The organism is Acinetobacter halotolerans (assembly GCF_004208515.1).
Classification (GTDB): domain Bacteria; phylum Pseudomonadota; class Gammaproteobacteria; order Pseudomonadales; family Moraxellaceae; genus Acinetobacter; species Acinetobacter halotolerans.
In genome coordinates this window covers 61,341-73,170 of record NZ_SGIM01000011.1, presented here as the reverse complement: position 1 = coordinate 73,170, position 11,830 = coordinate 61,341, and the positions used below count along the sequence as shown (strand labels likewise).

Here is an 11,830-nt window from a genome sequence, read left to right as displayed (position 1 = left end):
TGCCACTTTAATCAAGCACAGATAATTCTTATGATCTAACGTTATATATATTTTGATTTCGCTATTAGATCTTACAGTCTTATGATTTTTTTAAAAAAATTTGGATATTACTTAGGCTATATCATTATTTTCTGATCACATTATCAGGTGTAATATAAATTTCCAGCTCATCGCCTTGAACAGTTGCATTGAGCATTTTCGCAATCTCTATCATTTTATTAATCGCTTCTGGACTTGGATTTTTTGTAAATAGATCACAAGAGTCGTAGCTATACCATAATGGGAATACTTGCTCATTTACAGAAACTATAAAATCCTGTTCTGAATTATGAGGATCAACAATTACAAAGGGATCAGTTTCCAAATAGGATCGCCATTCTACTGGTGTAATACACTTACCTTCATTCAAATAAAATTCCTTTTTCGTTATATAGACATTATAACCTGCATAACTCGCAGGGCTAATTATCAATAAAACAAGGGAAATTAATTTAATTATACTCATTTATCCCAACCCCATCTACTTAGGCTATTTACATGAAAGCATTCTTAAAGCGCTAGGCTTAAAGAATGCTTTTTTATCAATCGTTATTGCGCGGCTAACTTCGCATTTGGGAAGAAACGCCCCTCTACTGAGTCATAACACCACTGGAAGATAAAAGTATAAACCAAGATACACATGGTCAAACCAAAATCTAAGATTAATGCATCAATGAAGCTCATATGCATCATATAGGCAATAATTGGAATTGTTGCGAGCATCAAACCGCCCTCAAAGCCAATCGCATGCAAAATACGCACTGGAATCGTTCTTTCCCACTGATATTTATATTCAACCTTTTCAAAATAATGGTTAAAAACCATATTCCAAAATACGGAAATAACGGCCATGATCGTACCTAAAACACCCGTAACTTCTAACGGCATGCTAAAAATAAAACTTAACGCAATTGCGATGATGACCAATAAAATCACTTCATAGACAATCGCATGAATGAGTCTTCTTTTGGAAATCAACATTTTTAAAACACTCTATTGTTTGGATATGGCTCATTTTATTTTTATAATGTTGATTAATCTAATCAGGTTCTTTCATTTTTTTTGATAGATGAGCATCTTTGATCAATGAATATAAATCAAGAACAACTCCTCATGTTTCAAACCGTCATTGAAACAGGTTCATTTTCCGCCGCCGCCCGGAAATTAGGTAAAGTGCCTTCTGCGGTAAGTATGTCGATTGCGAACTTGGAGATAGATCTCAATCTCAACCTATTTGATCGTATTGGACGCGAGCCAACGCCAACAGCAGAAGCAATCGTCCTTTACGAAAAAACACAACAACTTTTGATTGAAATGAATCAATGGAAACAGCATGCCTATGCACTCAGTACAGGTTTAGAATCGACTTTAAATATTGTCGTGGTATCAGAGCTATTACATACCAACTGGACAGATTACATCACGCTACTTGAACAACAGTTCCCTAGCCTTGCGATTAATATCGTTTCTGCTCCGCAAGAAGATGCGCTGCAAATGTTGCTCGACCAGTCTGCACAATTGGCTTTAATGTTTGAACGAGAACATTTAGATAGTCGTGAACAGTTTGTTGAACTAAAACGAGAAGCTTTAGTTCCTGTAATTGCTGAAAATCATCCTTTGGCTCAACTTGAAAAAGTATCATTTGAACAAATGGTGCAAACACGTCAAATCGTTGTCGCGAGTCGTGATAAAAACATCAAACCTGAACTACTCTTTTCCAAAGACTATTGGCGGACAGATAACCACCACTCAGCTTGTATGATGATTGTACGTAATTTAGGTTGGGGTGTTCTGCCTTTAGAAATGTTCAATGAAAATCCTGAATTAAAGAAAAAACTCAAGATCTTAAATTTATACGATTTTAGTCCAAAATTTGAATACTACGTTGATCTCGTTTGGAGTCGTGAAAGTGAGTTAGGCGCTGCCGCACGTTTTTTGATTGAACATATTCGGAATCAACGTCAAAAAATGAAATAGCTCGGTCAACAGACCCTCAACATTTCTCTAAAATGCGGTGCTTTGCTTTCCTGTGGATTGTGTTATAAATGAAGTCACCCATAATATTGTTTAAGAAAGAACGTTATATCAATGACTCAAACCGCATTAGACCAATTAAAGAATTTAACGACTGTTGTCGCAGATAGTAGTGATCTGGAAGCAATTGAAAAATTTCGTCCATTAGACGCAACAACAAATCCATCACTGATTACTGCGGCGGCTGAACAGCCAGAAAGCAAAGAACTGATTGAAGATGCTTATGCACAAGCAAAACAAGAAGGTTATCAAAGTGATGTGTTAATTGAACGTACCATTGATATTTTAACAGTCAAATTTGGCGTTGAAATTTTAAAGTTGATTGATGGTCGTGTTTCAACTGAGGTTGATGCCTTACTGTCTTATGATACGGAAGCAACGATTGCTAAAGCTCGTGAACTTTCCAAACTCTATAAGGATTATGGAATTGAACAATCACGTATCTTGATTAAAATTGCGTCTACATGGGAAGGCATTCAAGCTGCTAAGGTGCTAGAGGCAGAAGGAATTCCATGTAACCTCACTTTATTGTTTGGTTTACATCAGGCACAAGCTTGTGCAGATGCAAAAGTGACTTTGATCTCACCGTTCGTAGGTCGTATTTTAGATTGGTATAAAAAAGCTGAAGGCGTGGATCAATATCCTATCGAAAAAGATCCTGGTGTCTTGTCTGTTAAGAAAATTTATAACTACTACAAACAACAAGGGATCGCAACTCAAGTCATGGGAGCGAGTTTTCGCAGCACAGCTCAAGTGCTTGGCTTAGCAGGTTGTGATTTATTAACCATTGCTCCAAACTTATTAGATCAATTAGAAAAAGATCAACAAGTCGTTGAAGCTCAACTCTCAACTACTTCCGCTCAACAAGCTGACAAAATCGAACGCTCTGCTCAGACAAAAGAAAGTTTTAAAGCTGAACTGGAACACGATTTAATGGCATTTCAGCTGCTCCAAGGTGGAATAGATGGCTTTATTAAAGCGCGAAACCAATTAAGTTTACTCCTTCGTCAATCTTTTGGTATTGATGCTGAAATCAGCCCATAATTAGCTGAATTTTCACCTATTAAAAACCGATTTTTGCTATATTAGTGAAAATCGGTTTTTTTAAGAGTTCAGTGTGTTCGGTATCACAGATTTAACGACTTATATTATTGGTACGCTCTTAATCGTGTTATTACCGGGTCCCAATTCTATCTATGTTATGTCTGTTGCTTCCCGCTATGGAATACATACAGGTTACGCTGCTGCTTGCGGCGTGTTTACTGGCGATTTTATTTTAATTATTTGTACTGTTTTAGGTGCGGCATCTTTATTAAAAGCGTTCCCGATTCTGTTTGTTATTCTCAAAATAACAGGCGCTTGTTATCTCACTTATTTGGGTTTCAAACTGCTACAAAGTGCCTATCAAACGTGGAAGAAACCGCCACATCACGCAGAAATGGCTGATTTACCGCAATTAGATAAAGTGCATCCCTATCGAACTGCGCTTAGCATTAGTCTATTGAACCCCAAAGCAATTCTATTTTTCCTATCGTTTTTTGTGCAATTCGTTGAGCCAAATTATCCCTATCCAATGTTGAGTTTCTTGGTACTGGCATTGATTTTACAAATCGTCAGCTTTAGTTATCTAACAGCGCTTATTTTTTCAGGCATAAAGTTAGCTGGTTTTTTCAAACATAATTATAAACTCGCAGCAGGCGGTGTATTTTTGGTCGGGATTTTATTCTTCGGCTTCGGCTTAAGGCTCGCAACTTCAACCTTGTCCTGATCTAGATCAACATTAAATTCACGCCAAGAAAGTAGCTCATGATGTTTCATCCCCATCTGTTTTAATCGAGTCATCAATTTATTCAATCATCTTTGAACTACGATTTAAGCCATATTAACGATATACTTTTCAACAAATTTTAATCAAGTATAGATGCATATAATGCAACGCCTAATTCAAGATTTTTCGATCCCTGCGGTATTTGCTGGCTTTATCACCTTTTTGATTGGCATTAGTGTTTCGGCTGTTCTCGTCATTCAAGGTGCCCAATCTTTAGGTGCGAACACGTCACAAATCAGTTCATGGTTCTGGGCACTCGGTTTAGCGATTGGACTTTCTGGTTTAATCCTCTCTTGGAAATATAAATATCCTGTTGCTACTGCATGGTCGACCCCCGGTATCGCACTCATCATTGCCTCTACTGGACATTATGATCTTTATGAAGCCATCGGTGCGTTTGTCATCTGTGGTATTGCCATTGCGATTGTTGGATTTTCTGGCGTTTTTCAAAGACTATTGGCACATATCCCAACCAGTTTAACTTGCGCCATGCTGGCTGGAATTTTACTCAAATTTGGAATTCAGATCTTTAGCGGTCTACAAAGCCACCTTGGTTTCATCTTAAGCATGTTAGTGATATATCTTGTCTCTAAGCGCTTATTTCAACGCTATAGCATCGTTTTGACTGTGCTTTTAGGTGCAGCAATTTGCCCCCTGTTTATTGATTTTCAGCTGCAACCAATTACATGGTCTTTGACTCAACCTGTATGGATGCAACCCGCATTTTCATGGTCTGCCGTTCTTGGTTTAGCGCTTCCGTTATTTGTGATCAATATGACTTCACAAAATTTACCCGGTATAGCGATGATTAAAAGTTATGGCTATCACCCTCACGTCAATCAACTCGTGGGTTGGACAGGTGTTGCGCATACCCTTTTTGCACCTTTTGGCTGTTTTTCGGTCAATTTAGCAGCAATTAGTGCCGCAGTGAGTTTAGATGATCAAGTTCATCCCGATCCAAGCAAACGCTACATCGCGGGGATTAGTTGTGGGCTGTTTTATATTTTAATGGGGCTTTTCGCAGCAACTTTAGTTAGCCTGCTCATGTCATTTCCACAAATTTTTATTGTGGCACTTGCAGGCATTGCATTATTTGCCACCATCAGCCATAACATTGCAGTTGCTTTTTCCAACGTTGAAGAACGCGAAGCTGCCCTACTGACCTTTTTATGTAGTGCATCTGGTGTCCAGTTTTGGGGAATAGGTTCAGCATTTTGGGGGCTAATTCTGGGTATTTTTGTCTTAATATTATTTAGATTTAAAAATAAGCCTTAGTTTCGACTAAGGCTTATTTACTTACATTGCAAAAAAGCACTTAAATCTATTTATCGTCTAGATCCTTTAATGCTTCATCATTTAAGATTCGTCCAGCCTGTTTTGGTCGAATCAGTGGTTCTGTAGGCCGTGGATGTGTATGCGAGTATTGTAAACCGACGCCAGCATAAACATCATCTGCTGCAATTTCAGTTTCAAAACGCTCATCATCACGGTCACGAATTTCATTGCTAATACGTTTCACTTCATCCTGATCAACACCTAACTCTTTTAAAATCACCCCACCAAACTTAATGGCTGATTCAAAGGTTTCACGGACCATATAATCGACTTTCTGTTTGACCAAATACAACGAATGTTCACGGTCATAAGATCTCACAAGTAGTTTTGCAAGTGGAAATTCATGCCCCACCAATTCGACGATTTTATTGGTTGTTGCCTTACTATCCACACAAACTACAATGGCTTGTGCATTTTTAGCACCCGAGGCATGTAAAATATCTAAACGTGCACCATCGCCATAATAGATTTTAAAACCAAATTTCTCTGCGTTTTGAATCATATCAATATCGTTATCAATAATAGTGACATCAACGCCTCTAGCCAACAATAACTGACTGGCGACCTGACCAAAACGACCAAATCCAATCATCAGAACACTGCCACTTAGACCTTCTGCTATATTGACGTTTTCCAGAGAAATCGTATCTTTTTTCTCTGTAAATCGTTTGAAAATAATACCAAAAATAGGCGTGAGTACCATTGAAAGTACCACAATCGCGGTAAGGTTTGACCTAATTGTATTATCAATGACTTGTGCACTGACGGCCGCAGCAAATAGTACAAACGCAAATTCACCACCTTGAGCCATGAGTAAAGCACGATCCAAAGCATCGATATGAGAACTTTTCGTGACACGCGCAACGATATAAATCATCAGTGCTTTTACAAACATCATGGCTAAAACGCCACTAATGATGAGCTGCCAATTTTGTGCAACTACGGATAAATCAAGTGACATCCCGACACCGAGGAAAAAGAGCCCCAGTAACAACCCTCGAAACGGCTCAATATCTGCCTCAATTTGATGTCGAAAAGTTGACTCTGATAACAATACACCCGCTAGAAATGCACCCATGGCCATAGATAAACCGCTGACTTGCATCAACAATGCCGCACCCAATACCACCAAAAGCGCTGCGGCTGTCATAACTTCTCTGGCTTTTGCTGCCGCCAAGAGCCTAAATAGCGGATTGAGTAACCAGTAACCTGCTGCAATAAGACCAGCTATCGCAATCAAACCGATACCAATGGTTTCTAATCGTGCTGAAGTTGTTTCTACCACATGATTAGGTGCCATAAATGCAATTAAAGCCAATAACGGAACAATGAGAAGGTCTTCAAATAATAGTATTGAAACCACCTTTTGCCCCCGAGGTTGAGCAATATCTCCCCGATCACCCAGTAACTGCATCACTATGGCGGTTGAGGTTAGTACAAAACCTGCTGCTGCAATAAAAGCAATTTGCCATGTAAATCCAAATAAAATGCCCACGCCCGTTAAAGCCAAAGCACTCACTATGATTTGCAAAGTACCTAAACCAAAGATTTCCCGCCTAAGACTCCATAAATGTGAGGGCTGCATTTCCAAACCAATCACGAATAAGTACATCACAATGCCCAATTCAGCAATATGCAGGATGGATGTGGATTCATGGAAAAAGGCCAAACCAAATGGCCCAATAATCAAACCAGCAATTAGATAACCTAATACCGAACCCAGTCCAATTCGCTTAAAAATGGGTACAGCAATCACCGCCGCAGCCAATAAAACGACGGGAGCAATTAAACTTATTGAATCAGCCTCTGAACTCATACTGTTCTCATTGTTATCAATTTGATTTTATTCTATTTGAAAGAATAAAAGACGGATAGCGCATTTATGGGATAATGCATCCCATTTATTTGCATAGACAGCCACCAACGTTCTTAGTCGGTTGCATTCTTATCCCAAAAAGCTTGGCGTATTTGTGGCATTGCATTCAAATGATTAATGATGTGTTGTGCCTCATCAGCCTCGATTGAGGTAGCAATCAAAGTCACCTCTATCTCCACTTCTTTTTCACCAAAGGGCGTAACATCAATGTCTTTAGCTGGGTAATTATGATGTTTAAGCGTCGAATTTAGTTCATCCATCACCACCTTACTATGACTGCGGTCGCAAACAATATAGATCACATGCAGCACTTCCGTTTCATCATCTAATGGGCGACGATCAATTGCATGCACGATGGGTCTCAATAACGTATTTGCTGCCAAAATAAATAATGTCGCCAAGATTGCTTCTATGATCAGATCTGAGCCCGCAGATGCTCCCACTGCTGCCGAACACCATAAAGTTGCGGCTGTGTTTAATCCATGGATGTTTCCTTCTTGACGCATAATCACACCTGCGCCCAAAAAGCCGATACCTGATACCACGTAAGCAATTACTCGGACTGCCCCATCTGCACCGGTTAAATTGATTGCGATATCGACAAAGATCGCAGCACCCACAGCGACCAGCACATTGGTTCTTAATCCTGCGGTTCGTTGGCGATATTGTCTTTCAAAACCAATGAGTGCGCCTAAAATGAAGGCGACGCTAAGACTAATTAGCGTATCAACGGTATTGATTAAATCAATATTTTGTAGAAATTTTAATTGCATTAGATGCCTCTAATCATTATTGCCAGCCATAACGACGGGTATACATATTTTTTGCCTATTGTGTTAGACCCATTTAGGCAATCCAAATAATGGGTAAATATAGAAAATTTAGATGATAAAGAAATGAATCTTTATGGTGATGCAGGGGTAAAACTTAGCCCGAATCCAAACCATCGTTGTCTTAAATCATGGAGACGATCACCCAAAGAAGCTTCTAAAGTTAAGACATTGGGAATAAGACTGTAATGCACAGCCGTTTGAAAGAGTGGCGCTTGACGATCTTGATTATAAGTTTCAACACTTAAAGCTAGACGATCCGTTAGCGCATAATTTGTGGCAATACTCCAACGTAATAACCGTGCATGATCTTGAGCATATTGATACCCTAAGTTACTATGCAGCGCTAAACGTTGATCTAGAAAATTAAAACTTACAGGTACATTTAAAAACCAATCCAAATCAGTACGCTGTTCTGCCTGATTGTCTCTGGACAGCGTCAAACTGGTTGCAATACCCCAGTCATTTTCCATCGGTTTTACGACAGTTTTTACTTGTGCTGAAAAACCGCGTATCTGATCAAGCTCTTTAGTCGCATGATAGCCAATTGAAACTTCTAAATTCTGATTTAGATTACAGGCAGGTGTGGCTTGATATGACCACGCACCGTCTTTTAAATATAAATAAGATGTTTCTAATTGACAGCGATAAGCGTCTGTAATTGAAGCGTCGTCGGTATTTAATAATGGATCTGCTTTGCTCTGTTGAGTAGGCAGCAATAATCCACACAGCGCCAATATACTGATAACACCGTAATATTGAATGGAAGCATGAAAAAACATAGGCTTCTCCCCATTTTAGGTGAGAAACTAAACAGGTCGTATTCAAATACAATAAATTTTTGCAGATAGATAAAAATTTTATAGAAGGGTTAATACAATTTTAATCAAAGCTATCCCATTGCAAGATAGCCGACCTAAAAGGCTATATTGCTCAGTATTCGCTTTGGTTTGATTGATAACTAAACCCGAACCTCGAACAACTTCCCATTTAGGATCTCCGTTGAATAAACTCATCGGCATTATAGGGCGCGTTAACGCATAAACAAGCCCTATAATGTGAATTTTTTATAACAAGGCAAACTTGTGCCGAAAAAACGCTCGATATTAAAGCTCTTTCACCACAACTGTTTTAGCCATTTTGTCATGCCAGCCTTGCTTTTTCGGATCGAACGCCACCCAGATTAAACCAATAAACAATACGATCATTGCAGGGAAATAACCAATATAGCGAATGATACCTTGACCAACAGACACCTGTTCACCAGTTTTCTCGTCCAACACTTTTAAACGTAATAAACGTTTGCCTGGTGTTCCTGCGAATATGACCCAGCAAAATATACAATAAACTGCGATAAAAATTTGCCAAAACCAATCCCATGTCGACATGAACTGAAATGAAGAATAGCCATTTGTCGAAGCCGTAGTGTCACCGCCACCAAAAAGCATAGTAAGAGGAATCAAAGCAACAACAATAATAATATTATCAATAATCGCTGCACCAAAGCGTATCCAAAAACCTGCATACTCATATTTATGAGACATTTTCCCCTCACTTTTTATTTCTATATTAAAATTAAAGACAAATACTGATAAATAATAAACTGTTGATGCAATAAATCATATTACCTTTTGTTTTAATTCACGGTCAAAAAACTCGACTGTACGCTGCCAAACCAATGCTGACTCAGGACGATCTCGACTAACTGTACGAAAACCATGTGGCATCGGATAAGTATAAGCTTCTACACGATCACCCAATTGCTCAATCAACTTATTACGCTTTTTAGCTGGGCAAAATGGATCAAATTGATCAGACCAATGACCTTGTAGTAAGCGAATTTCGTCTAATGATTCTGTTTTCGGTACTCCCGCTCCTTCAATCCCCAAAGAATGGTGATAGACAACTGGCGCCAACATATCTTCTCGCTTCGCCATTTGGATCACATATCCACCTGTTAAACACTGCCCTAACATGCCTAAACGACCATTTGATCTTGGATCAACTTTTAATGCATCTAACAATACATGAATTTCTTTATTGACATCACTGTCTGCTGCATTGCTACGACCTGCTTTAGCCACCATTGCTCGAATGCAATATTTGACTACTCCGCCACTATATAAGTTCGGCACATAAACCAAATAGCCTCGATCTGCTAAATCTTGCGCATCTTCACGATAAGCATCAATGACGCCATATAATTCATGCAGTAATAGAATCGCGGGGAGTTTCTCAGTGGATTGAGTCGGTGTATACACCTCAACTTCGATTTGACGAGTGGGTAAAGTGATTGTTTTTATTTCCATTTTAGTGATCTATGTTATATAAATTACATCCATACTATTTGTGACAATATTAATTGTCAAATAAAAAAGGATGTCTGACGACCTCCTTTTTTATGATTAAAAATGAATAACTAAATACCAAGGGTAATTAAAAAATTTAGCACTCGATCGAATTGACCGCCAAACCACCTTTTGAGGTTTCTTTATATTTATCAGACATGTCTTTGCCTGTTTCTTTCATAGTTTGAATCACTTTATCCAGCGAAATATAATGCTCACCATCACCATGTAATGCCATCTGAGCAGCATTAATCGCTTTCACTGCTGCAATTGCATTCCGTTCAATACAAGGCACTTGTACCAAACCACCAACAGGGTCACAGGTCAGTCCTAAATTATGTTCCAGCCCAATTTCAGCAGCATGTTCAACCTGTTCAGGCGTACCGTCTAAAATTTCAGCCAATCCAGCCGAAGCCATCGCGCAAGCTGACCCCACCTCTCCTTGACAACCTACTTCAGCCCCAGAAATTGAGGCATTCAATTTACATAAAATACCGACAGCTGCTGCACTCAAGAAAAATCGAACGATGGTGTCTTCAGACTCATCGTGAGAAAAATTCACGTAATATGATAAAACTGCGGGAATAATTCCTGCTGCACCATTGGTGGGTGCAGTGACGACACGCCCACCCGCGGCATTTTCCTCATTGACTGCAAGTGCGTATAGATTCACCCATTCCATCGCATTAAATGTGGTTGCAATCAAATTTTCATTTTCTTTTTTGAGTAAGCGTTGATGAATGTTTTTAGCTCGGCGTTTCACATTTAATCCACCAGCTAAAATCCCCTCATGCTGCAATCCATTTTGGATGCAAACTTGCATGACTTGCCAAATCTGCATAATTTTGGCACGTATTTCAGCTTCACTGCGCCAACTCTTTTCATTTTCCAACATCAAATGACTGATGCTACATTGATGGGTTTTGCACAACGCCAATAATTCTTTAGCACTCTGAAATGGATAAGGAACGACCGTATGATCATCAATAAAACTTCCTTGATCTATTTGACTCTCATCGATGATGAATCCACCACCAATTGAATAATATATGTTTGAATAAAGCTCATTTCCCTCAGCATCTTCGGTCTTTATCATCATTGCATTCGGGTGATAAGGCAAAGCTTCATCAATAAAAATAATATCTTGGCGTGGATCAAAGTCGATCGCATGAATCGCATCTATTTTGAGTATTTTGGATTCAAACACATCCTCTAAAAGAACTTGGCTAAGCGGAATATCAATAGTTTCAGGATCATTTCCCATCAAACCTAAAAGGGTAGCTTTGTCAGTACCATGCCCTACGCCTGTTGAAGACAATGAACCGTATAAAAAAATCTGAACTTTCGCGACCTTGTTTAAAATATCTTGAACTTTCAATATTTGAGTAAAGCGATACGCCGCACGCATAGGCGCAACAGTATGTGAACTTGAAGGCCCGACACCGATTTTAAAAAGATCAAACACGCTTAATGCCATATATTATTGTCCTATGTTATCCCGTTTTACTTTTTTAATTTTTTTAAGAATGGGAACGTCCAT

The 11,830-nt window shown here is 38.9% G+C and carries 12 protein-coding genes; 4 read left to right on the top strand and 8 right to left on the bottom strand.

Going from position 1 to position 11,830, the window contains the following annotated elements:
* Positions 1-124: 124 nt before the first annotated feature.
* Together EXE30_RS12805 and aceI are read right to left on the bottom strand one after the other, a co-directional pair.
* Complete coding sequence (locus tag EXE30_RS12805) at positions 125-505, bottom strand: hypothetical protein (RefSeq protein ID WP_228256124.1); 381 nt, start codon at positions 503-505, stop codon at positions 125-127.
* Between the two features lie 83 nt (positions 506-588).
* Positions 589-1,020, bottom strand: coding sequence for a chlorhexidine efflux PACE transporter AceI (gene aceI, locus EXE30_RS12800; protein WP_005196664.1), 432 nt, complete (start codon positions 1,018-1,020; stop codon positions 589-591).
* A gap of 105 nt (positions 1,021-1,125) precedes the next feature.
* Here aceI and aceR point away from each other — a divergent pair, with 105 nt between their 5' ends.
* From aceR to EXE30_RS12780, 4 genes are all read left to right on the top strand, one after another.
* Complete coding sequence (gene aceR / locus EXE30_RS12795; protein ID WP_130162727.1) at positions 1,126-2,016, top strand: HTH-type transcriptional regulator AceR; 891 nt, start codon at positions 1,126-1,128, stop codon at positions 2,014-2,016.
* A 111-nt stretch (positions 2,017-2,127) separates the two neighbouring features.
* On the top strand, positions 2,128-3,117 hold the full coding sequence (gene tal, locus EXE30_RS12790) for a transaldolase (protein WP_130162726.1): 990 nt from the start codon (positions 2,128-2,130) through the stop codon (positions 3,115-3,117).
* Positions 3,118-3,190: 73 nt separating this feature from the next.
* Positions 3,191-3,841, top strand: coding sequence for a leucine efflux protein LeuE (gene leuE / locus EXE30_RS12785; protein WP_130162725.1), 651 nt, complete (start codon positions 3,191-3,193; stop codon positions 3,839-3,841).
* Positions 3,842-4,003: 162 nt separating this feature from the next.
* On the top strand, positions 4,004-5,176 hold the full coding sequence (locus EXE30_RS12780; RefSeq protein WP_130162724.1) for a benzoate/H(+) symporter BenE family transporter: 1,173 nt from the start codon (positions 4,004-4,006) through the stop codon (positions 5,174-5,176).
* A 46-nt stretch (positions 5,177-5,222) separates the two neighbouring features.
* On the opposite strand, the gene EXE30_RS12775 is transcribed toward EXE30_RS12780, so the two are convergent.
* The 6 genes from EXE30_RS12775 to EXE30_RS12750 all read right to left on the bottom strand — a co-directional run bounded on the left by EXE30_RS12775 (position 5,223) and on the right by EXE30_RS12750 (position 11,767).
* Positions 5,223-7,052 carry a monovalent cation:proton antiporter-2 (CPA2) family protein gene (locus EXE30_RS12775; RefSeq protein WP_130162723.1) on the bottom strand — a complete coding sequence of 610 codons (1,830 nt, stop codon included), beginning with the start codon at positions 7,050-7,052 and terminating at the stop codon, positions 5,223-5,225.
* 113 nt (positions 7,053-7,165) lie between these two features.
* Positions 7,166-7,885 carry an MgtC/SapB family protein gene (locus EXE30_RS12770; protein ID WP_121929927.1) on the bottom strand — a complete coding sequence of 240 codons (720 nt, stop codon included), beginning with the start codon at positions 7,883-7,885 and terminating at the stop codon, positions 7,166-7,168.
* A gap of 131 nt (positions 7,886-8,016) precedes the next feature.
* Entirely contained in the window at positions 8,017-8,724 is a 708-nt protein-coding gene (locus EXE30_RS12765) for a hypothetical protein (protein ID WP_130162722.1), read from the bottom strand.
* Between the two features lie 324 nt (positions 8,725-9,048).
* On the bottom strand, positions 9,049-9,486 hold the full coding sequence (locus EXE30_RS12760; protein WP_130162721.1) for an RDD family protein: 438 nt from the start codon (positions 9,484-9,486) through the stop codon (positions 9,049-9,051).
* A gap of 75 nt (positions 9,487-9,561) precedes the next feature.
* Positions 9,562-10,251 (bottom strand): dienelactone hydrolase family protein, encoded by a 690-nt coding sequence (locus EXE30_RS12755; RefSeq protein WP_130162720.1) that lies wholly within the window; start codon positions 10,249-10,251, stop codon positions 9,562-9,564.
* 136 nt (positions 10,252-10,387) lie between these two features.
* Positions 10,388-11,767 carry an L-serine ammonia-lyase gene (locus EXE30_RS12750; protein WP_130162719.1) on the bottom strand — a complete coding sequence of 460 codons (1,380 nt, stop codon included), beginning with the start codon at positions 11,765-11,767 and terminating at the stop codon, positions 10,388-10,390.
* Between the last annotated feature and the right edge of the window lie 63 nt (positions 11,768-11,830).

Bases quoted from the DNA above. Each gene is read 5' to 3' on its own strand.
- EXE30_RS12750 (WP_130162719.1), bottom strand. From the start codon at position 11,767: ATGGCATTAAGCGTGTTTGATCTTTTTAAAATCGGTGTCGGGCCTTCA.
- EXE30_RS12780 (WP_130162724.1), top strand. From the start codon at position 4,004: ATGCAACGCCTAATTCAAGATTTTTCGATCCCTGCGGTATTTGCTGGC.
- aceI (WP_005196664.1), bottom strand. From the start codon at position 1,020: ATGTTGATTTCCAAAAGAAGACTCATTCATGCGATTGTCTATGAAGTG.
- EXE30_RS12775 (WP_130162723.1), bottom strand. From the start codon at position 7,052: ATGAGTTCAGAGGCTGATTCAATAAGTTTAATTGCTCCCGTCGTTTTA.
- aceR (WP_130162727.1), top strand. From the start codon at position 1,126: ATGAATATAAATCAAGAACAACTCCTCATGTTTCAAACCGTCATTGAA.
- EXE30_RS12765 (WP_130162722.1), bottom strand. From the start codon at position 8,724: ATGTTTTTTCATGCTTCCATTCAATATTACGGTGTTATCAGTATATTG.
- EXE30_RS12760 (WP_130162721.1), bottom strand. From the start codon at position 9,486: ATGTCTCATAAATATGAGTATGCAGGTTTTTGGATACGCTTTGGTGCA.
- EXE30_RS12770 (WP_121929927.1), bottom strand. From the start codon at position 7,885: ATGCAATTAAAATTTCTACAAAATATTGATTTAATCAATACCGTTGAT.
- EXE30_RS12805 (WP_228256124.1), bottom strand. From the start codon at position 505: ATGAGTATAATTAAATTAATTTCCCTTGTTTTATTGATAATTAGCCCT.
- tal (WP_130162726.1), top strand. From the start codon at position 2,128: ATGACTCAAACCGCATTAGACCAATTAAAGAATTTAACGACTGTTGTC.
- EXE30_RS12755 (WP_130162720.1), bottom strand. From the start codon at position 10,251: ATGGAAATAAAAACAATCACTTTACCCACTCGTCAAATCGAAGTTGAG.